Genomic DNA, 19,819 nt, shown 5'->3' on the forward strand with positions numbered 1-19,819 from the left:
GGTCGGCCCCGCCTGCGCCAGGCCGGGCGGCCGCGGCGGGCGGCACGACGCTCGCCGGCGGCGATTCGCGCCAGCGCGCGGCCAGCCAGAACAGCAGCAGCGCCACCAGGCCGAAAAACAGCCAGCCATAGATCAGGTGGTCGACGCCCACGGCCAGGCGCATGTTGCTCAGGTGGCCCAGCATCACGATCATGTAGGCGCGCACGCCATTGGCGAGGATGGGCACGAGCAGGGCGGCGGCCATGACGGCCAGGCGCCGCCGCGTGCTGTGGAAGTTGACGTGGGCGAACAGGGCGCCCAGGGCCAGCGCGGCGATCAGGTAGCGCAAGCCGCTGCACGCTTCCACCACCGACCAGTTCCCCGTGGGCAGTGAAAAATTGTTGCCATCGCGAAACACGGGCACGCCCGTCCATTGCAGCGCGGTGACGGTGAAGGCGGCCGTGAAGTCGATCAGGGGCTCGAGGAAGACTTCGCCAAACGGCACGGCGAGGAACAGATACGCCAGCGGAAAAGCCAGCAGGCGCACGGCCGGCCAACCGAGGATGGCCAGCACGCAGGCGGGCAGCATGGCCGTGGCCGCATATTGTTCCACCACGGGCACATTGGCGGCGTCGGCCAGCAGCCAGGCCAGGCCCAGCGCGCCCAGCATCAGCAAGCCCAGCGACGACGGCTGTGGCCCCAGCGCGGCCAGGCGGGCGCGCTGGCGCCAAGCCAGCCAACAGCTGATGGGCACGATCAGGAATCCATGCGCGAAGGTTTGCGAGCGCGACCACAGTTCCAGCATCGACCAGAAGGTGGCGTGGTACAACAGTACGACGGCGGCCAGGGCCAGCAGCAGGAGCATCAGCGGTTGCCGCTGGCCATGCCCGCGCCCATGTGGCAGCACGTTGGCATCCGGCAAGCGGGCCAGCTGGTCGAGTTGCGTGCTCATGTGGATGGTTCCCGCGCGGGCAGTGGCGGCGCGTCGGCGCCGCTGGCAGGCGTATCCGTACCGGCCTCGGCCGGTACACCCAGCATGGTGCCCAGGCCGCGCAGATTGCGTTCCCAGTCGTAATCCTGCAACACCAGCTGGCGCGCCGCCGCACCCATCGCCGCGCAGCTTCCATCGGCCGCGCCGTCCTGGGCATGGCGCAGCACGCGCGCGGCATGGTGGATGAACTCCGCGTCGTCGCGCGCCAGCAGCAGTTCCAGGCCAGGCTGGGCGGCGATGCCTTCCAGCGCCTGTGGCGTGGCCAGCACGATCTTGCCCATCGCCATCGCTTCCAGCACCTTGTTTTGCACGCCGCGGGCGATGCGCAGGGGCGCCACGGCCAGCGCCGCGCCGGCCAGGTAGGGCCGGATGTCGGGCACCTTGCCCGTCACCACCACGCCGGCCACCCTGGCCAGCGCCGTCACGGCCGGCACGGGCGCGCTGCCGACGATATAGAACCGCAGCTGGGGAAACTGGTGCCGCAGCGCGGGCCAGACGTGGCGCACGAACCATTGCACGGCGTCGATGTTTGGCCAGTAATCCATGGCGCCCGTAAACACCAGCGCTTGCACGCCTTGCGGGTAGATTGCGGGCTGGGCCGGCATGGGCGTGAAATACGCCGTGTCGACGCCGTTATTGAAATAGCCCGTCTTGCGCCGCGCCATCGGCGCGCACTGGCGGAACAGGGCCGCTTCGGCCGGCGAGACGAAGCTGGCGGCCGTGAACTGCTGGGCGATATGTCGCTCGTATTGCAGCAGCAAATGTGCTTCGCGCCGGTACAGCAGCGACATGGGCCAGGGCTTGCTGTCGCCGTACTGGCGCCATTTGTCGGAATCGACGTCGACGAAATCGATGACGCGGTGCAGGGTACGGCCCGCGCTGCCGTCGATGTATTGCGCCATGGGCCCGGAAAAGGCCAGCGCGTGGCGCACCTTGCCGCCTGATAGCAGGCCGTCGACCCACTGCAGCAGCCGCGCGTCGCGGTAGTACTGCACGCTCATGGCCTGGCGCGACAGCAGCGCCTGCATGGCGCGCCAGCGGGCCGCGCCGCGCGGTAAGTCGATGAAGCGCGTGCTGGCGCACAGGGCGGCCACGGTTTTCGTGTGCCGCCAGTCGTCGTCATCGTCGATGAAGCAGCCCAGGTGCACGCGGAAATGCCGGCTCAGGTAGCGCAGCATGTGCCATGAGCGTATCTTGTCGCCCTTGTTGGGCGGATACGGCAGGCGGTGGGCGAGGAAGAGCAGTTCGCGCATGGTGTGTCCCTCGCTTAGCCCAGCTGCCGCACGATGTGCGGCCCCAGCAGGTTGGCCAGCGGCAGCGGCAGGCGGCGCCAGGCGCGGATAAACAGCGCGTATTTCGGATTCAGGGGATTGACTTCCGGCAAAGTCTTCGCGCGCACGAGCCGGCAGGCGTAGGGCAGCGGCTGGGGCGCGAAACCCCAGTTCTTCTTGAAGTCGTATGCGCCGGTACCGAGCTTGCTGCGGCCGAAATCGAACAGGCGGCAGCCGCGCGCGCTGGCGCGGCGCATCGTTTCCCAGTACATGAAATCGTTGGCGCCCGTGCTGCGCGCCAGCGGCGTGCCGCCACCGTAATACGGCAGCACTTCATCGCGGAAATAGAACAGCAGCACGCTGGCCTGCGCCTGCTGGCCGTGATACACGGTGAGGATGTCGCAATCGCTGCCAAACACCGTGCGCAGCAGGGAAAAATGGCGGCGCGCAAAAACGGGCGTGCCCAGCCGGTGCACGCTGGCCGCGTAGATCGGGTAGAAGCGTTCGACGTCATGGTCGATGGCGCTGTGCAGGCCGCCCGCCATGGCCTTGCGCACGACGGCGCGCTGCTTGCGGGGAATCGCCAGCAGATTCTGTTCCGCATCGGGGTGCAATGGGCGGCGGAAGGTCGCGTACAGGGGTTTGTGCAGCCAGGACGCGTCCGGATTTTGTTCCACCTCGCGCCAGCGGTATTCCAGGTGCCCCACGCCGAGGCGCCGCGCCAGCGCCAGCGCGGCGCTGTCGAGGGCCTGGCGCACGGCAGCGCCGCCGCCGGCGATGCCGCCGTACACGCAGAATGGCAGCGAGACGAGCGAGGAGCCGAACAGGCGGCTGCGCAGATGGGCCAGCGGCAGTACGCCGGCGATGCGCCCATCCTGTTCCGCATACAGGAAATGGCTGTCATGCTGAAAACCTTGCTGCATGATGGTTTGCCAGCCGGCGCGGTGAAAGAAGGTCGCTTCCGGGCAGGTGTCGACGAAGGCATCCCAGCGCGCATGCTCGTGTTCCTGCAGCGACCGCACGGCAATGGCGGCGCTGCAATGTAGCGGGTCGGGAGGAAGGCTGGCCTCGTGCATCATGTGCTTTCCAAAAAAATACGGTCCATGCGGTCCCAGGAGAAATCGCGCGTCAGGCGCCCCAGCCGCGCTTCCATGCGCCCCAGGTTCAGGTAGTGGCGAAAGCGCGTCTTCGCGCTCAGACCGGGCGGGCGCGGCTGGCCGGGATCGAGTTCCCAGGGATGAAAATAGAATATGCCAGCTTGCCCGTCGCGCGAATTGATGCGTCGCAAAAGCCAGCGCGACAGTGCATACGGCATCAATCTGAAGTAACCGCCGCCGCCGGCCGGCAGGTTGTGCCCACGCAAGCGCACTGTGCTGACGGGCAATTCCAGCATGCCCAGCGGCCCCCGCGGGCGCCAGGCGAAACGGGGAGCATCGGGCATGCCGTAATGGTCGTGGCGGATCGGATAGATGCTGGAACTGTAGCGGTAACCCGCTTCCTGCAGCACGTCGAACGCCCACAGATTGGCCGCGCCGATGGAAAAGCTGGGCGCCCGGTAGCCGTGCACGGCCAGTCCCGTCAATTGTTCCAGGATGGTCTTGCTGCGGCGCACGTCATCGGCGAATTGCGCGGCCGACTGGTCGCAGGCGCGCAGGTGCGCATAGCCGTGGCTGGCCACTTCGTGCCCGGCGGCGGCCACGCGGCGCAGCATGGCCGGATAGCGCTCGGCGATCCAGCCCAGGGTAAAAAAGGTGGCGTGGATGCGACGGCGCTCGAGCAGCAGCAGGATGCGCTCGATATTCGCCTCGACCCGGCATTCCAGGCGCGGCCAGTCGGCGCGCGCGATGTGCGGCGCGAAGGCGGACACCTGAAAATAGTCTTCCACGTCGATGGTCAGCGCGTTGCGCAAGATCAAAGATGACGGCGGCGTCATGGCGTGCCCCGGCGCGCCGCCAGCCAGGGCGCGATGACGGCGGCGATGCGCCCGGCCGCGTGGCCATCCCACAGGGGCGGGATGCGGCCGCGCTTGCCGCCCGTGTCGAGGATGCCCTGCGCCAGCGCCAGGATGGCGGCCGGGTCCGTGCCGGCCAGCGTATTCGTGCCATCGCTCACCGTGACGGGGCGCTCCGTCGTGTCGCGCAGGGTCAGGCAGGGCACGCCCAGGGCCGTGCTTTCTTCCTGGATGCCGCCCGAATCCGTCAGCACCAGGCGCGCATCCTGCATCAGGCCCAGCATTTCAAGGTAGCCCAGTGGCGGCAGGCAGACGATGGCATACCGCGCCAGCATCGCTTCCAGGCCCGCCAGGCGCAAGCCGGCCGCCGTGCGCGGGTGGATGGGAAACAGCAGCGGCAACCGGGCCGACAACTGTCCCAGCGCCTGCAGCAGCGCTTCCAGTTGCGCCGGATCATCCACGTTCGACGGCCGGTGCAGGGTCACGAGGCCGTAGGCGGGCGGGCAGGCGTGGCCGTGGGCGCGCAGGGTGGCGGCGGGCACGATGGCGCGCGGCAGCTGCTGTCGCAGGCTGTCGATCATGACGTTGCCCACAAAATGGATGCGTGCGGGGGCGATGCCTTCGCGCAGCAGGTTGGCGCGCGCGCCTTCCTCGCTGGTGAGCAGCAGGCTTGATAACTGGTCCGTCAGCACGCGGTTGATTTCTTCGGGCATGCGCCGGTCGCCGCTGCGCAAGCCCGCCTCGACGTGGATCACGGGTGTGCCGCGCTTGGCCGCCACCAGCGCGCAGGCCAGGGTGGAATTGACGTCGCCCACCACCAGCACGGCATCGGGCGCCAGCGGCGGCCAGGCGTCGAGCACGGCGTCGAAGCGGCGCATGATCTCGGCCGTCTGTTGCGCGTGGTTGCCGGAGCCGACGTCGAGGGCGATGTCGGGCGGGCGCATGTCCAGGTCCAGAAACAGTTGTCCGTTCATGGCCGTGTCGTAATGTTGGCCGGTATGCAATAGGGTCACGCGCACGGCAGGCGCCTGACGCGCCAGGGCGGCCAGGATGGGCGCCATCTTCATCAGGTTGGGGCGCGCGGCCACCACGCACAGCAGGTGCGCCGGCGCGGCGGATGCAAGAGCGGGTTCGGACATGCTGCGGCCTCCTTAGAATTGCATGGTGAGCGTGGCGCTGACGCCGTTCTCGCGGTAGTCTCCGCCGCGGTTGCTGGCGTGCCGCGTATGCCGCACGTCGATGGTGGCCGTCATGTTCGGCCGCAGGACGCGGCTGTAGCCCGCCGTCACGGTGATATTGTTGTCGCGCCGGGGCGCGCTCAGCGAGCGCACGCCGGCGTAGCCGGCATTCGCATTGACGGTGGTGCGCGCACCGGCTTGCCAGCTCCAGCCCACATTGGCGCCGATCTGGCGCGTGCGGTCTTCGCTGCCGAACTCCACGCCGGGCAACAGGCCGCTATCGATGCCGCTGGCCGTTTGCGCCGTGCGGTCGACGGCGCTGATGCCGGCGATCATCGTGCTTTTCGCCGTGGCACGCGCCATCGTCAGTCTCAGCTGCTTTTGCAGGAAATAGCGGTGGCTGAAGTAATTGATGGCGCCCCGTTCCGGCCCCAGGCTGTTGGCGTAGCGCAGGAAGGCATCGATGCGCAGGCGCCGGTCGCGCGCATTCGGGAAGATGCCGCGCCACAACTGATCGAGCAGCTGGCCCGCGTCGCGGTCGCCCAGGCGCGAAAACTGCGTGGGCATGGTGGTGATGTTTTCGCTGTAATTGAGTTGCCAGTTGGTGTGGCGCTGCAGGAGATTGGCATCGAGGCTGTACGTGGTGCCAAAAAAGCGCTTGCCCGTGCTGAAGGCCACGCTGGTGCGCGGCGACGGCGTCCACACGCCGCCCAGCGACCAGAAGCGGCCTGTCGGCGCCTTGCCGGTGTTTGACAGATACCCTTCCTTTTCCATGCCGCCGCTGGCCGTGGCCGACCATTTGCTGCTGAACGGATAGCGCAGGCCCGCGCTGCTGCGCTGCATGCGCACGGGGGCCAGCTTGCTGTCCTGCGTGCGGCGCACGTCGTGGCTGGCGTTCCAGGTCCAGCCGTTGCCGCGCGGTTCGCCGCTGAGCAGTAACTCCATTTCATCGCTGTGCACGGACAGCAGTGCGCCGCCGCTGTCGACCGTGTTGCGCGTGTAGCGCAGCTCGGCCGTGGCCAGGCCGCGGAAACGGTGGCGCAGGTAGGGGCTGATGCCGGTGGTGCGCACGGTGCTGCTATTGTCCGTGTCGGGCAGCTCGGCTATCAGTTGCGGGCCGAACGGCGAGATGTTGCGCCGGCTCACGCTGGCATCGGCATCGATGAAGAACCAGTCCTTGACCAGCTCGGCGTCTGCCGAGGCGTGCAGTTCGTGGCTGTTCGTGTCGGCGCGCTGGCCCGACAGGTATTTGTGCCAGCGGTAATCGAGGTGCACGCGCAGGCGGGGGCCCGTGCCGATGAGGGCGATGGCGGGCGCGATTTCCGTGATGAAGTCCGATTGCGCCTGACCGGGCGGCGCGCGCAAGGCGTTGTCCGTATAGCTTTCGCGCAGGCGCAGCGACGGTTTGACCAGCCAGTCGACGGCGCCGGCCGGCAGCGGCAGCAGCAGGGACAGCAACGACAGCAGCGGCAGCGGTGGCGGCCCCCGGCGGCTAATCGTAATAGCCATAGCCGTAGTAGTCGTTGCCGGGGAACGATTTGGTCTTGTTGTAGATCAAATGAATGTGTTCGCACGATTCGATCTGGCGCAGCGCTTCCTTGACGGCGTGCTGGGTCGTCGTTTCCGCCTCGACCACCATCACGACTTGCCCCATTTGCCCCACCAGCGCGTGCGCCTCGCTGGTGATCAAGAGGGGCGGCGAGTCGAAGATGACGATGCGGTCGCCATAGCGGCTGGCGATTTCGGCCAGCAAGCGACTCATGGCCCGGCTGGCCAGCAATTCCGTCGCGTGCTTGTTGCTGCGTCCGGCGGGCAGGATGCTCAGGTTGGCCACGTTGGTTTTCAGGATCACGTCCGCCATGGCCAGTTGCGGATCGAGCAGCACGTCCATCAGCCCGGGCTCCGGCGGCAGGCCCAGCACTTTCAGGACGGACGGGCGCGCCACATCGGCGTCGACCAGCAGAACCGTGATATCCATTTCCATGGCGATGCTCATGGCCAGGTTGATGGCGCAGTAGGTCTTGCCTTCGCCCGGCATGGCGCTGGTGACGACGATCAGGTTGCCGTGGCGGATGGCCTCGGCGCCGCTGGCGCGCGCCTGGCGCAGCAGCGGGCGCTTGATGATGCGGAAATCCTCGGCCACCGAGCTGCGCCCGCCTTCCTGCGTGAGCATGCCTTGCTCGGCCAGCCGGGCCAGGTTCAGGGCGCGGTACTGGGGCGACCGGGCCGCGTCCGCACCCTGCGCAACATAAGGCACGCTGGCCTCGGCCACGCCCAGGATGGTGGGTTCCTGCTTGCCGCTGTCCTTGCTGCTCATCGTCGCTCCCGTGGCGTGGTCTAGAATTTCAGCAGCGCGGCCGTCATGACCCCGCCGTACAGCACGAACAGGCTGCCCAGGCAGGCGCCAAAGCCATAGCGGGCGCGGCGGCGGCGCACCTGCTGCAGCGCCGTCCAGTTCATCGATACCGTGCCCAGCACGTTCAAGCCCGTGGCGTCGCGCAGTTCGGCGGGGCTGAGGAAGGTCGGGCGCACCTGGCTGATCAGGAGGGCCGTGGCGACGCCGGCCACCAGGGCCGCGCCCAGCGCCGCGGAAAACAGCAGCGGGCGGTTCGGGCCGACGGGCGCATATTGCACCGTCGGCGGGTCGATGATCTTGAAGGCCATCATCTCGGTGGTGGAACTGAGTTCACCGGACAGCTTGGCCGCCTCGCGCCGGCCGATCAGCTTTTCATAGTTTTCCTTGTTGATGATGTAGTCGCGGTTGAGCTGCGCCAGCTGCGATTCCACCTCGGGCACGGCATTGCTCTGCGCCAGCAGGCGCTCGTTGCGCGCGTTGTATTCCTGCACGCGCGCCTTGATGGCGGCCACCTTGGCGTCCGCGTCCGTCAGCGCCACCTTCAGCTGCTGCAGCATGGGGCTGTAGTTCTTGCCCGGATCGCCGGACGCCGTTTTCAGCTTGCTTTCCTCGATCTTGCGTTCTTCCAGCTGTGCAATGAGGCGCTTCGAGGCGATGATGTCGGGGTGCAATTCCGTAAATTGCATGCGCAGGCTGTCGAGGTTCTTGTTGATCGACGCGATGCGTTCGTCGAGTTCGGGATTCGTGATGGCCGCCGCGTTCGGTTCCAGGTCGAGCACGGGCTCGTCGCCCTCGATCTGGCTCTGGATGGCCTTGCGCGCCTGTTCGGCCTCGACCAGTTCCAGCTTGGCATTGTTCAGGCTATCGGACGACATCAGCAGCTGGCTGCTGTAGTCGATGCCCTGGCGCGGCAACAGCAGCGTGTTGCGGATCTTGAATTCCTTCACCAGGTTTTCCGCCGCGCTCAGCTTGTCCTCGTAATTCTTGATCTGCTCGTCGATGAATTGCACCGCCTTTTGCGAGTCGCCTTTCTTGCCCTGGAAGCTGCCTTCGACAAAGATGGTCAGCAGGCTTTGCACGACGTCGCGCACCAGCTTCGGGTCGCGCCCGCTGTAGCTGATGGTGTAGATGTCGTACGCGTTGGTGCCCGTGATCTTGATGCGGCTCATCAAGTCGTCGAGCTGCGCTTCGTGTTCGCGCACGGTCTTCGAGTCCAGGTCGAGGTCGACCATGCGCATGACGCGCTCCACGTTCGGGCGGCTGAGCAGGGTGCGGCTCATGATGGCCACCTGCTGCTCCGTGTTCGGCACGCTGGTCATGCCGGCCATCAGCGGCTTGAGGATGGTTTGCGTATCGACAAACACGCGCGCCGACGTCTGGAAGTCGTCGGGCAGGGTGATCACCCGGATGAAACCGACGATGGCCACCAGCCACGCCACCACGACCGCATGCCAGCGGTACTTCCAGATACCTTTCAGGCTGGAAAGCAGTTGCTGTATCAATTCTTCCATGTCGCTTCCTTCAGGTGACGGTTCTGCACGGTCGATGGCTGGGCGGCGCGGACGACGGCGTCTTGCAAGAAAGGCTAGCCTGTTGAGTAAGCAAAGTATAGGGCGGCTGGAAGGCAAGATTTCCCAAGATGATTGCTTCTTGATACGCCTCAAGGTTCACTTGCCGGGTTTTAATAATCATAGGAAGTTCGCGGCCCAGGCTGGTTCTGCGGGGCCGGCCATGGACGCGCCATCGACTCGAAGAGGCTCCGCATGAATCCGTTTCGCCGTGCATTTGTCTGTAACGCGCTGGGCATGGCCTGTGCCGCCAGCCTGCTGGGCGCCTGCCGCTCGCCCCATCCGCTGGCACCGGCCGACGACAGCGCGCCCCTGCACGACTACCTGATCGGACCGGGCGACTCCGTCAACATCATTGTCTGGCGCAACCCGGAAGTGTCGCTGACGGTGGCCGTGCGGCCGGACGGCAAGATCACCACGCCCCTGGTGGAAGACCTGGAAGCGAGCGGCAAGACCTCGACCCAGCTGGCGCGCGACATCGAGCAAGCCTTGAGCAAGTTCATCCAGCAGCCCGTGGTGACGGTCATCGTCACCAATTTCTCGGGGCCATATGGCGAGCAGATCCGCGTGATCGGCGAGGCGGCCAAGCCGCAGGCGCTGCCGTACCGGCTGGGCATGTCGCTGATGGACGTGCTCATCGCCGTGGGCGGCATCACCGATTTCGCGGCCGGCAACAAGGCCAGCATCATCCGCAGGCGCGAAGGCAACCAGCAGCAGCTGCGCGTGCGCCTGGACGACCTGCTCAAGAATGGCGATATTTCCGCCAACGTCATGATGCGTCCGGGCGACGTGCTGCTGATACCGGAGAGCTTCTTTTAATAACTATCTCAACAATATCAAAACAGCACTTATATTTGTCATTTTGTACTTCCAGGCAAATTTAATCATGTAATTTTGCTATGAAATAGCGTATTTCTTTTGTTTTTTTTTGTCTGGCGTGGGAACTTCTCCAGTTTTTGTCTTGTCACAAGGCATTGGCTTCAGTCCGTCTCGACGGCTGCCGATGAACGTGAGGACAAGATGAGCTTTGACGATGAACCCATTATTTCCTTCGACACGCCGGGCAATTTCAGTGACCTGGTGGTGGGCGAGGGGCAGATCGACCCGGCCATGGAGCACGAGCTCGACCTGCAGCGCTTTCATATCCGCATGGCCAATTCGCGTGGCCGGCGCGAAGCGGCCAGTTTGCTGATCCGCAAGATGTACGGTTGGCGCGGCTATGCCGTCGATCCCGGCATCGCGCATGCCCTGAATAAAATCACGCTGTTCGCGGAAACGGCCGGCACCACCGTCGGCACCATGACCCTGTGCCTCGACAATGACGAGACGGGCTTGCCTGCCGATGAGAATTTCCGCGACAAGCTCGACATCCTGCGCACGGAGGGCCGGCGCCTGTGCGAACCGTCGCGCCTGGCCATCGACAAGGGCGTGAGCAAGCGCGTGTTCGCGGCGCTGATTCATATTTCTTATATCTACGCCCACAATATTCACGGCTTTACGGATTACGTGATCGAAGTCAACCCGCGCCATGTGGTGTTTTACAAGCGCATGCTGGGTTTCAAGGACTTCGGCGGCGAGCGCGAGTGCACGCGCGTGGGGGCGCCGGCCGTGCTGCTGCGGCTGGACCTCGATTACATGGGGGCCCAGATCCGCAAATACGGTGGCCTGATGGAACAGCATGGGGGTGAACGGTCGTTTTACCCCTTTTTTTTTCCGACATGGGATGAGCCCGGCATTACCGACAGGCTGAGGCAGGGGCGCAACTGATTCATTTGTTTTTCAGCAAAATCGCCTGCATGTGGCTGCCTGGAATCGCGTAGGTGATGCCGCTGGGCGCGCTGATGGCCGCCTCCTTGAGGCCCTTGACGTACACCATGTTGACGATGCCGTAGACGAGACCGGTCTCGGGATCGAACAAGGGGCTGCCGCTGCTGCCCGGATACGCGGTCGCGTCCAGCTGGAACACGGTGTATGGCGCCTTTTGCAGCTGTGCCAGGCGGCGGGGGTCGAGCCGTTGCGCGTTTTCGCTGGGCATGACCACCGGTGTCAGCGATGACACCGTGGCGCGGTGCGTGACGTGGTGCAAGCCGAGCAAGGTGCCCAGCGGAAACCCCGTAAAGGCCATGGCCTGGCCTTCGCGCACCGTGGCCGCATCGCCCAGCGCCAGGGCGGGCAGGGGTGCGCCCGTCAGGCGCAGCAGGGCCAGGTCGTGTTCCGCGTCCACCGCCTGGACTTTGGCGGGGCGAAATTGCGCCGCCTCGCCCTGGCCCGTGAGTATGCCGATGACTTCATTCGGATTGGCGTCGAGCAGTTTCTGGATCACATGGGCGCAGGTCAGCACGCTCAAGCCGTCGCCCGTCACGAACCCCGTGCCGATGAAGTTCATCGGCGGCGTGCGCGTCTTTTGCAGGCTGCCCACGCCGACGATCGACGGTTTCACGCGCGCGATGGTTTGCGCCAGCGGCGCATCGGCGCGGCAAGGCGCGCTGGCCAGGGCCAGGCAAAACAACAGGAGGGAAGACAAGGCTTTCATGGCGGCGCGCTTTCAAGGGACGAAGATCGTGGGGAGAGGGGCGGTTGCAGCAGCGCACACAGCAGCATCAGATAGCACAGCAGGGCGATGCGCGGCACGTCGAGCAGGCTGTCGAACAGGCCGACGACGAGAAAACCCAGCAGGGCGGCGGCGCAGGCCAGCGCGCCCGTGTCGCCGCGCGCGGCGCGGCGCAACAGGCGCTGGCCGGCCAGGGTCAGCAAGGCCAGCATGGACAATGCGCCGCACCAGCCCGTTTCGACCAGCAAATGCAAGGCCAGGCTCTTGATATGCCATGGCAAGTGATGATGGTCGCTGCTGAAGAACCAGTAATTATTGGCCTGCGTAAAGCGCCCGTTGGCGATCATTTCCCTGCCGCCGGGCGCGCGCAGGCTCAGGTTGTCGACCTCGATCACGGACGAGGTGGCCGTGCCGCTGGCCGCCAGTTCCAGCTGCACGGGCGCACGCAGCAGCCAGGCGCCCCCGCCCAGGCCGCCACTGTCGAAGGGGACGTCATAGTGTTGCCACGCGCCGGCCTGCATGCCGGGCGGCGCAGGGCGCAGGCGCAGGGGGACATGGACGCAGTTTTGTGCATACAGTAATTGTCTCTGGCACAAGCGCACCTGCAGCACGGGCATGGGGCCGCTTCTACGCGCGTCGAGCGACAGCGTGTAGCGCGTGGCGGCATGCACGGGCAGGCGTTGCAGCAGCCGCAACAGTTCGCCATAGCCGGCGCTGTAGCCGGGACTGGCCAGACGCACATAGCGGTTTGCCCCTTCCTCGGCATACGCGATGCTGGCCGGCACCTCGCGCTGGGGATTGTGCCAATAATAGGTGGCGGGAAAGCTGCCGATACCCATGCCGAACAGGCGATTGCCCGCGTCGGACGGCTGCATGGCCAGCGCCTGCCGCCAGTGGCGCAAGCGGCCTTGCATATCGAATGCTGTGGTGGAGAAACGTTCGGTGGCGTAATAGCTGGCCGAGACGGGGATGGCCAGCAGCAGCAGGACGCTGGCCGCGCCAGCGATGCTCAGGCTGGCCCGATCCAGCCGCCACAGCGGTGGGCGCAAGCGTCCGTTGCACAGCATCAGCATCGCCAGCAGCACGACCAGGCCGGCCGACAGCAGGGCTGGTGGTCCCGCCCGGTGCCAGACTATCCAGGCGAGATTGCACGCCAGCATGGTCCACGCCATCATCGCCAGGCCCAGCCTGGCCGGCCCGTTGTCGGCGCTGCCGCCCGGCCACAGGGGGCCGGGCAGCAGCACGGTCGCCATCAGCACGGCGGCCAGCAGGAACAGGAAATACGGGCCTTTCAGCCAGCCGGCGCCCTGCGGGCCAGCCGCTTCCGGCCACCAGGCTGCCAGCAAACCCTGCAGACACAGCGCGCACAGCAGGCTGGCCGGCGCCAGGCGCCACGGCAAGGGCCGCGCGGCCAGCACGAAGCTGGCCGCGAGCAGGACGACGGCGGCGAGCAAGCCCCGGTAGCCGGCCAGGCCGAACATGTATACAAGCAGGACGGTGCCCAGGCCGGTCAGCAGCAGCCACAGCAACAGTTTGCGTCCGGGCGGTTGGCCGGGCCCATGTTGTGCCGTGTCGGGTGCCGTCCGCCAGGCTTGCCACAAGGCCAGCGGCATGGCCGCCGCCAGGGCCGCGTACAAGCCCCGCGAAAAAGTGGTCAACGCCGCGTGCAGGGCCAGGGCCAGCAGCAGCAAGGCCAGCGCCGCCTGCCAGCGGCTGCGCGCGCGCGCCAGCCACAGGCCGGCAAACGGCAAGCTCAGGGCCAGGTAGCCGTCCAGCGCGGCGCCACCCGTGTGCATGGCGGAAAACGGCGCCGTGATGCGGTAGTCGCTGGACAGGTTCAGCAGACCTGGAAACACGGCCCGTTCCCACAGCGCGAACAGCGACACCATGGCCAGTCCCGTCAGCATGCCGGGCAGCGCGTAGCGGCGCAAGGCGGGAGGATCCGCGTCGCGCAGCAGCAGCGGCAGCAGCAGCATGCTCCAGGCCCAGGCCTTGCCCAGCCGCAAGCTGTTGTAGGGGCTCAGGTAGTTATCCCAGGCATTCAGGTCCAGGGGCGCCAGCGGCAGAACGCCGCGCAGTAGCGCCGCCAGCCAGGCCAGGCTGCACAGCAGCAGGCAGGCGCGGGCGCCGGGCGAGAGCCGCGCCGCCGCCGGCCGGGCGGGTCCGCCCAGGCGCCAGTAACCGCAGGCCAGCGTCAGCAACAGCAGCACGTCGATTTCTTCGAGGAAGAACCAGCCCGTCCACGGCGCCAGGTCCAGCACGGGCAGCAGGGCCGGTACGCAGAACAGCCAGCAGGCGGGACGCCAGCACAGCAGCAGGAAATACGCGGGCAGCAGGACGGCAAACAGCAGGCTGGGCCAGCCGTGGCCCAGCGGATACTGGCGCAGGGCCAGCACGCAGGCCGCGCCCGCCAGCAGGGCCAGGGGCCGCGCCGCCAGGCCGGGCATGGCCGCTTGCACAGCCATGTCCTACAACTGGGTCAGCAAGGCTTGCGCCGCGGCCCGCTGCGGGAAGTCCTTGTTGGCGGCAAGCAGTTGTTCCAGCTGCTTGCGCGCGCCGCCCTTGTCGCCCGATTTCGCCAGCGCCGCACCCAGGTGGTACTGCACTTCGGGCGACGTCGGCGCCAGCCCCGCCGCCTTGCGCAGCAGGGCCGTGGCGCGTTTGACGTCGCCTTGCTCCAGGGCGATCCAGCCCACGGTGTCGAGCACGGCGGGATTGTCGGGCGCCAGCTTGAGCGCCTGCTCGGCCGTGGCCAGCGCGCGCGGATCTTTTTCCTGCTGATAGGCCCAGGCCAGGTCATTCAAGGCCACCACGTTGCCCCCATCCTTGGCGACGACATACTGGAAGTGCTCGATGGCTGCGCGGTATTGTTTCGCCGCCAGCCGGGTGCCGGCCAGGTAGGTGCGCGTCGACAAGTCTTCCGGATGATCTTTCAGCCAGGTGGCCATGCGCGCATCGGCTTCGCGTTCCTGTCCCGACGCCTGCAAGGCGAGGTACAGCTGTACCTGCAACGGGCCGATGGGGCTGATGCCAAAGGCCTGCTGGTACAGCTTGACGGCTTGCTGCGGCAGCTTTTGCTCCATCAGCACGTCACCCTCGAGCTTGTAGCCGGCCGCCACCTTGGGCTGCTGTTCCTGCACTTGCCGCGCCACGGCCAGCGCCTCGCGCTGGCGATTCAGGTTCAGCAGCAGGGCCACTTCCACCACGCGCGCTTCGAGCAGGCCCGGGTCAAGCGCTTGCGCCCGCTTGACGGCTTGCAGCGCATGGGCATGGTCGCCCAGCGCCAGGTGCAGGCTGGCGATGCGCATCTGCAAGGGCGCGGACGTGGTTTGCAGGCTGGCCAGCTTGGTGTAGCTGTCGAGCGCGGCCGGCGCCTGGCCGGCACTGTATTCCACCTGGGCGCGCAGGGCCAGCGCATCGGCGTCGCCCGGATGGCCCGTCTGCAGGGTGCGCGCCAGTTCCAGCGCCTTGTCGGGCGCGCCCGTCTTCAGGTAAAAGTTACTCAGCAGCAGGGCTGGCGCGACGGCGTCGGGATTGTCGCGTTGGGCCCGCTCGAGCCAGCGCCGTGCCTCGTCGGTCTTGCCCTCCGACGCAGCCAGCTTGGCCAGCGCCGCGCACAGGTCGGCATTTTTCGGCGCCTTCGCCAACGCCCGCTCGAAGCGTTGCTTCGCCTGTTCCGGCTTTTTCTCGGCCAGGTCGATCTGCGCCAGGTTGTTCAGGGCCGGCAGATAGACGGGGTCCATGCTCAGGGCTTGCTCGAAGCTGGCGCGCGCGGCCGGCAAGTCGCGCAAGGACAGGTAGACGCCGCCTTTCAGGTTCAGCAGCAAGGGATTCGTGCCTTTCTGCTGTTGCTCCATCATCTTGACGGTGGCCAGGGCCTTGTCGTTCTGCTTGTTGCGCAGCAAGGTCATCACCAGCATGGTGCCCGCTTGCGGCGTGCTCTTGTCGAGCATGCTGGCGCGTTCCAGTTCGCTGATGGCGCGGCCGTTCTCGCCCTGGCCCAGGCGGCTGATGCCCAGGGCCGCATGCAGTTTGGCCGTGTCCGGCGCCAGCGTGCTGGCCTTTTCGAAATACGCCGTCGCCTTGTCGTACTGGCGCGCGCGCAAGTGGGCTTCGCCGGCCAGCGACAGCAATTCCACGTCGTCGGGAAAGGCGGCCAGCACGGGCAGCAGCAAGTCGATGGCCGCGTCGGTCTTGTTGCGCATTAATTCGATCGACGTCATCATCTTGATGGCGTACAGATGTTTGGGATACACGGCCAGGAAGCGCCGCAGGTAGCTTTCGGCCTGGGGAGGCGAGCCGAGCGCCAGTTGCACGGCGCCGGCCAGCAGGATGGACGGCATGTGATCGGGTGCCGCCTTGAGCACCAGCTGCAAGCCTTGCAAAGCCGCCTTGTTCTTGCCCTGACGAAAATCTAGCAAGGCTTGGGCTTGCAGCAAGCCCAGGCTATTGGGCGCCGTCTTGCGCGCCGTGGCCAGCTGGGCCGCCGCTTCCATGTAGCGGTTTTCCACGATGTCGAGGTTGGCCAGGTCGATATGCGCCTGGGTATTGTCCGGCTTTATTTTCAGGATCTGCAGGTAGGCGCGCCGCGCCGCGTCGTTCTTGCCTTGCAGACGCAGCAGGTCGCCCTGCAGGCGCAAGGCGTCGAGGTTGGCAGGCGCGCTTTTCAAGGCTTGCGCCAGCAGCAGCTCGGCCGTCGTCACTTGCTGCTCCAGCGCCGCCAGCCGCGCCAGGCCCAGCAAGGCCTCGACCTGGTCGGGATGGGCTTCCAGCAAGCGCGCGTACAGGGCGCGCGCCTCGTCCTTGCGCTCCAGGGCCAGCAGGGCGTCGCCGCGCAGGACCAGCACGCTGGCGGGCAGCGCCGCATCGTCGGCGATCTCGGCCAGTACCTTGTCGAACTGGCCCAGCATCAGCCAGGCCTTGCCCAGCAGTGGCATCACTTGCTGCGGCGCCGATCCCAAGGACTTTGCCTTGCGCAATTCTTTCTCGGCAGATAGCCCTTCGCCCGTGTCGATATAGATACTGCCCAGCAGCAAGCGCGCGGCCGCGTTGTCCGGTTCCTTTTGCAGCAGGTTCTTCAACTGGATGATGGCGGCGCGCGCCTCGCCTTTCTGACGGTATTGCTGCGCGTCGGCCAGGAGGGTGTCGCTGCTCTGCGTGCCGTGGCAAGCCGTCAGCAGGGGCAGCAGCAAGGTGCAGCACAGCGCGGCGGCCGGCAGGCCAGGGAAAGGGCGGGGCAGGGAACGGGCCATGGAAGTCTCCGGTAGCGACGTGCATGAGGGATCGGCATGGCCTAGCTTAAAAAGATGGCCGCCGGTCTCCTTGATTGCGCTCAACAAGCCGCCGATTGTCCGCGCGCATGCCGGCCGCCACCCCGTGTTTCTTGTTCCCGCTCAAGAATGGCCTGATCGGCAACCGTAGACTTTCCCGGACGGCGATGCTCGGGCCGCAACCCTTCGGAGCGCATGCATATGGACAGCAAGGTGGATAGCAAGACGGACGTGGTAGCGGTGGTGGGACTCGGTTATGTGGGCTTGCAGCTGGCCGTGGCGTTCGGCATGCGCCAGCGCACGATCGGCTTTGACTTGTCGGCCCGCAAGGTGGACAGTTACCGGCGCCACATCGATCCGACGGGTGAAGTCAGCCATGAACAGTTGCTGGCGGCGCAATGGCTGAGCGTGGGCTGCGATCCGGCCGAGCTGCAACTGGCCGATTTCATCGTCGTGGCCGTGCCCACGCCCGTCGACAGCGCGCACAATCCCGATTTCTCGGCCCTGGCCGGCGCCAGCGCGGCCGTCGGCCGCCACATGCGGCGCGGCGCCATCGTCATCTATGAATCGACTGTGTATCCGGGCGCCACCGAGGAAATCTGCATCCCCATCCTGGAACAGCATTCGGGCCTGCGCTGGAAGGAAGACTTTCATGTGGGCTTTTCGCCCGAGCGCATCAACCCCGGCGACCGCGACCACACCCTGCACAGCATCCGCAAGGTGGTCTCGGGCGACGACGACGCCACCCTGGACAAGGTGGCCGCCCTGTACGAAGGCGTGGTCGAGGCCGGCGTGCACCGGGCCTCGAGCATCCGCGTGGCCGAGGCGGCCAAGGTGATCGAAAACACGCAGCGCGACCTGAACATCGCGCTGATGAACGAGCTGGCCATCATCTTCGATCGCATCGGCATCGACACCCTGGAAGTGCTGCAGGCGGCGGGCACGAAATGGAATTTCCTGCCATTCCGTCCCGGGCTGGTGGGCGGGCACTGCATCGGCGTCGACCCCTATTATTTAACGCACAAGGCGGAAATGCTGGGCTACCACCCGCACGTGATCCTGGCCGGGCGCCGCATCAATGACGGCATGGCCAAGTTCGTGGCGGAAAAGACCATCAAGGAAATGGTGCGGGCAGGCTTCAAATTGAAAGGGGCGCACGTGAACGTGCTGGGCCTGACCTTCAAGGAGAATTGCCCGGACCTGCGCAACTCGAAGGTGGTCGACATGATCCACGAGCTGCAATCGTACGGCGTGCAGGTGCACGTGCACGATCCAGTCGCCGATGGCCGCGAAGCGCTGGAAGAATACGGTTTATCGCTGGAAACCTGGGAACAGCTGCCGCGCGCCGAGGCCATCATCAGCGCCGTCTCGCACCAGGCCCTGCTGGCCCGCCCGCTGGCCGATTTCCAGGCCAAGGTGCTGGAGAACGGCTGCTTCATCGACATCAAATCGCACTTCGATCCCCGTCCGCTCGAAGATGGCGGCTTGCACGTGTGGCGGCTGTGATGGCGGCCGATGCGCTCGATCCGGCTGCCGGCGCCTACGCGCTGGCCCGCGCGCAACTGCTGCAAACGCCGCGGCGCTGGCTGGTGACGGGCGTGGCCGGCTTCATCGGTTCGCACCTGCTGGAAACCTTGCTGCAACTGGGCCAGGAAGTGCGCGGCCTGGACAATTTTATGACGGGCCACCGCCATAACCTGCAACTGGTGCGCGCCAGCGTGGGGGAACAGGCGTGGCGCCGCTTCACCTTCATCGAAGGCGATATCCGCGACCCGCAGGCGTGCGCGCGCGCGTGCGGCGCGCCGGCACGCACGGCCGGCGACGGCGAGGCAGACGGTGAGTCAGATTTGGCCGATGGTGGCAGCGTGGCCGAGCGCGGCCGTGCCGCTCCGGGCGGCCCCGTCGCCGTCGACTATGTGCTGCACCAGGCGGCGCTCGGTTCCGTCTCGCGTTCGCTGGAAGACCCGCTGCTGTGCCATGCCGTCAATGTCAGCGGCTTCCTGAACATGCTGGCCGCCGCCCGCGAGGCAGGCGTGCGCCGCTTCGTGTATGCCGCGTCCAGCGCCACGTATGGCGACCATCCGGCCTTGCCGAAAGTGGAACAGCACATCGGCGCGCCTTTGTCGCCGTACGCCCTGAGCAAATATGTCAATGAACTGTATGCGCAGGTGTACGCGCGCTGCTACGCCATGCAGACGGTGGGACTGCGCTATTTCAATGTCTTCGGTCCGCGCCAGGACCCGCTGGGCGCCTACGCGGCCGTCATTCCCCGCTGGATCGCCGCCATGCTGGACAACGAGCCCGTGCACATCCATGGCGACGGCGCCACCAGCCGCGACTTTTGCTTCGTGCACAATGCCGTGCAAGCCAATATCCTGGCCGCCACCGGCACCGACCCGGCGGCCGTGAACCAGGTCTACAACGTGGCCGTCAACGCCCGCACCAGCCTGACGCAGTTGCACGCCACCATGCAGCAGATGTTGCTGGCCGTCCGACCGCAACACGTGCCGCAGGCGCCCCAATACGGCGAGTTTCGCGCCGGCGACGTGCGCCATTCGCAGGCGGACATCGCCAAGGCGGCCCGCCTGCTCGGTTATATGCCGACGCACGACCTGGCGCAAGGCTTGCGGCAGACTATCGCGTGGTATGTGGCGCAAGCGGGCCGGGCTTGAGAAATAAGCTGGTAAGAAATAAGTTGACAAGA

15 protein-coding genes are annotated in these 19,819 nt (G+C 66.3%); 4 read left to right on the forward strand and 11 right to left on the reverse strand.

Translation table 11 applies throughout. From position 1 onward, the window contains the following. The 8 genes from xrtA to GCN78_RS07610 form a co-directional block, all read right to left on the reverse strand. Positions 1-931 (reverse strand): exosortase A (gene xrtA / locus GCN78_RS07575; RefSeq protein ID WP_152251161.1); only part of this gene is annotated, 931 nt, incomplete at its 3' end. After that, a complete protein-coding gene (locus GCN78_RS07580) occupies positions 928-2,223 on the reverse strand; it encodes a TIGR03087 family PEP-CTERM/XrtA system glycosyltransferase (RefSeq protein ID WP_152251162.1) in 1,296 nt (431 codons plus the stop codon). The genes xrtA and GCN78_RS07580, both read right to left, overlap by 4 nt. Before the next feature lie 14 nt (positions 2,224-2,237). Continuing rightward, positions 2,238-3,317: a FemAB family XrtA/PEP-CTERM system-associated protein gene (locus GCN78_RS07585; protein WP_152251405.1), complete on the reverse strand. Its 1,080-nt coding sequence runs from the start codon at positions 3,315-3,317 to the stop codon at positions 2,238-2,240. Next, on the reverse strand, positions 3,317-4,174 hold the full coding sequence (locus tag GCN78_RS07590; RefSeq protein ID WP_152251163.1) for an XrtA system polysaccharide deacetylase: 858 nt from the start codon (positions 4,172-4,174) through the stop codon (positions 3,317-3,319). The genes GCN78_RS07585 and GCN78_RS07590 overlap by 1 nt, the downstream gene beginning before the upstream one ends. Continuing rightward, positions 4,171-5,331: a non-hydrolyzing UDP-N-acetylglucosamine 2-epimerase gene (gene wecB, locus GCN78_RS07595; RefSeq protein WP_152251164.1), complete on the reverse strand. Its 1,161-nt coding sequence runs from the start codon at positions 5,329-5,331 to the stop codon at positions 4,171-4,173. Before wecB ends, GCN78_RS07590 begins: the two co-directional genes overlap by 4 nt. Before the next feature lie 12 nt (positions 5,332-5,343). Continuing rightward, positions 5,344-6,879 (reverse strand): TIGR03016 family PEP-CTERM system-associated outer membrane protein, encoded by a 1,536-nt coding sequence (locus GCN78_RS07600; protein ID WP_152251165.1) that lies wholly within the window; start codon positions 6,877-6,879, stop codon positions 5,344-5,346. Beyond that, positions 6,863-7,687: an XrtA-associated tyrosine autokinase gene (locus GCN78_RS07605; protein ID WP_152251166.1), complete on the reverse strand. Its 825-nt coding sequence runs from the start codon at positions 7,685-7,687 to the stop codon at positions 6,863-6,865. Before GCN78_RS07605 ends, GCN78_RS07600 begins: the two co-directional genes overlap by 17 nt. A 20-nt stretch (positions 7,688-7,707) precedes the next feature. After that, positions 7,708-9,237, reverse strand: coding sequence for an XrtA system polysaccharide chain length determinant (locus GCN78_RS07610; protein WP_152251167.1), 1,530 nt, complete (start codon positions 9,235-9,237; stop codon positions 7,708-7,710). A gap of 252 nt (positions 9,238-9,489) precedes the next feature. On the opposite strand from GCN78_RS07610, the gene GCN78_RS07615 reads away from it, so the two are divergent. Both GCN78_RS07615 and GCN78_RS07620 read left to right on the forward strand, forming a co-directional pair. Then, on the forward strand, positions 9,490-10,113 hold the full coding sequence (locus tag GCN78_RS07615) for an XrtA/PEP-CTERM system exopolysaccharide export protein (protein ID WP_152251168.1): 624 nt from the start codon (positions 9,490-9,492) through the stop codon (positions 10,111-10,113). 201 nt (positions 10,114-10,314) lie between these two features. Next, on the forward strand, positions 10,315-11,061 hold the full coding sequence (locus GCN78_RS07620) for an N-acyl amino acid synthase FeeM domain-containing protein (protein WP_152251169.1): 747 nt from the start codon (positions 10,315-10,317) through the stop codon (positions 11,059-11,061). A gap of 1 nt (position 11,062) precedes the next feature. Here the strand turns inward: GCN78_RS07620 and GCN78_RS07625 are convergent, their stop codons facing one another. From GCN78_RS07625 to prsT, 3 genes are read right to left on the reverse strand one after another with little or no spacing between them, the layout of a single operon-like run. Further along, on the reverse strand, positions 11,063-11,827 hold the full coding sequence (locus tag GCN78_RS07625) for a S1 family peptidase (RefSeq protein ID WP_152251170.1): 765 nt from the start codon (positions 11,825-11,827) through the stop codon (positions 11,063-11,065). Then, positions 11,824-14,310 (reverse strand): hypothetical protein, encoded by a 2,487-nt coding sequence (locus GCN78_RS29260; RefSeq protein ID WP_193316651.1) that lies wholly within the window; start codon positions 14,308-14,310, stop codon positions 11,824-11,826. The genes GCN78_RS07625 and GCN78_RS29260 overlap by 4 nt, the downstream gene beginning before the upstream one ends. A gap of 3 nt (positions 14,311-14,313) precedes the next feature. After that, positions 14,314-17,097: an XrtA/PEP-CTERM system TPR-repeat protein PrsT gene (gene prsT, locus GCN78_RS07635; protein ID WP_152251171.1), complete on the reverse strand. Its 2,784-nt coding sequence runs from the start codon at positions 17,095-17,097 to the stop codon at positions 14,314-14,316. 219 nt (positions 17,098-17,316) lie between these two features. On the opposite strand from prsT, the gene GCN78_RS07640 reads away from it, so the two are divergent. Then, positions 17,317-18,621, forward strand: a complete 1,305-nt coding sequence (locus tag GCN78_RS07640; protein ID WP_152251407.1) for a nucleotide sugar dehydrogenase — start codon at positions 17,317-17,319, stop codon at positions 18,619-18,621. Further along, positions 18,621-19,787, forward strand: a complete 1,167-nt coding sequence (locus GCN78_RS07645; RefSeq protein ID WP_152251172.1) for an SDR family oxidoreductase — start codon at positions 18,621-18,623, stop codon at positions 19,785-19,787. The genes GCN78_RS07640 and GCN78_RS07645 overlap by 1 nt, the downstream gene beginning before the upstream one ends. Positions 19,788-19,819: the final 32 nt, after the last annotated feature.

The organism is Janthinobacterium rivuli (assembly GCF_009208735.1).
GTDB lineage: Bacteria > Pseudomonadota > Gammaproteobacteria > Burkholderiales > Burkholderiaceae_D > Janthinobacterium.